Source organism: Streptomyces sp. NPDC031418, from assembly GCF_055581605.1.
On record NZ_JBVIJC010000047.1, the window covers coordinates 1 to 1,215 of the forward strand.

At 56.4% G+C, this 1,215-nt stretch carries 1 rRNA gene (only partly in view); it reads right to left on the bottom strand.

The annotated features are described in order from the left end of the window. Positions 1-40 precede the first annotated feature (40 nt). Positions 41-1,215, bottom strand: a 23S ribosomal RNA gene (locus ACZ5CZ_RS38570); it runs 1,792 nt beyond the window's last position.

Genomic DNA, 1,215 nt, shown 5'->3' on the forward strand with positions numbered 1-1,215 from the left:
GTTCGTGGTTTCAGAACCAACACAGTGGACGCGAGCAACTGAGGACAAGCCCTCGGCCTATTAGTACCGGTCACCTCCACCAGTTACCTGGCTTCCAGATCCGGCCTATCAACCCAGTCGTCTACTGGGAGCCTTACCCCATCAAGTGGGTGGGAGTCCTCATCTCGAAGCAGGCTTCCCGCTTAGATGCTTTCAGCGGTTATCCCTCCCGAACGTAGCCAACCAGCCATGCCCTTGGCAGAACAACTGGCACACCAGAGGTTCGTCCGTCCCGGTCCTCTCGTACTAGGGACAGCCCTTCTCAAGACTCCTACGCGCACAGCGGATAGGGACCGAACTGTCTCACGACGTTCTAAACCCAGCTCGCGTACCGCTTTAATGGGCGAACAGCCCAACCCTTGGGACCGACTCCAGCCCCAGGATGCGACGAGCCGACATCGAGGTGCCAAACCATCCCGTCGATATGGACTCTTGGGGAAGATCAGCCTGTTATCCCCGGGGTACCTTTTATCCGTTGAGCGACGGCGCTTCCACAAGCCACCGCCGGATCACTAGTCCCGACTTTCGTCCCTGCTCGACCCGTCGGTCTCACAGTCAAGCTCCCTTGTGCACTTACACTCAACACCTGATTGCCAACCAGGCTGAGGGAACCTTTGGGCGCCTCCGTTACCCTTTAGGAGGCAACCGCCCCAGTTAAACTACCCATCAGACACTGTCCCTGATCCGGATCACGGACCCAGGTTAGACATCCAGCACGACCAGACTGGTATTTCAACGACGACTCCACCCACACTGGCGTATGAGCTTCAAAGTCTCCCAGCTATCCTACACAAGCCGAACCGAACACCAATATCAAACTGTAGTAAAGGTCCCGGGGTCTTTCCGTCCTGCTGCGCGAAACGAGCATCTTTACTCGTAGTGCAATTTCACCGGGCCTATGGTTGAGACAGTCGAGAAGTCGTTACGCCATTCGTGCAGGTCGGAACTTACCCGACAAGGAATTTCGCTACCTTAGGATGGTTATAGTTACCACCGCCGTTTACTGGCGCTTAAGTTCTCAGCTTCGCCCACCCGAAAGTGAGCTAACCGGTCCCCTTAACGTTCCAGCACCGGGCAGGCGTCAGTCCGTATACATCGCCTTACGGCTTCGCACGGACCTGTGTTTTTAGTAAACAGTCGCTTCTCGCTGGTCTCTGCGGCCACCCCCAGCTCAAG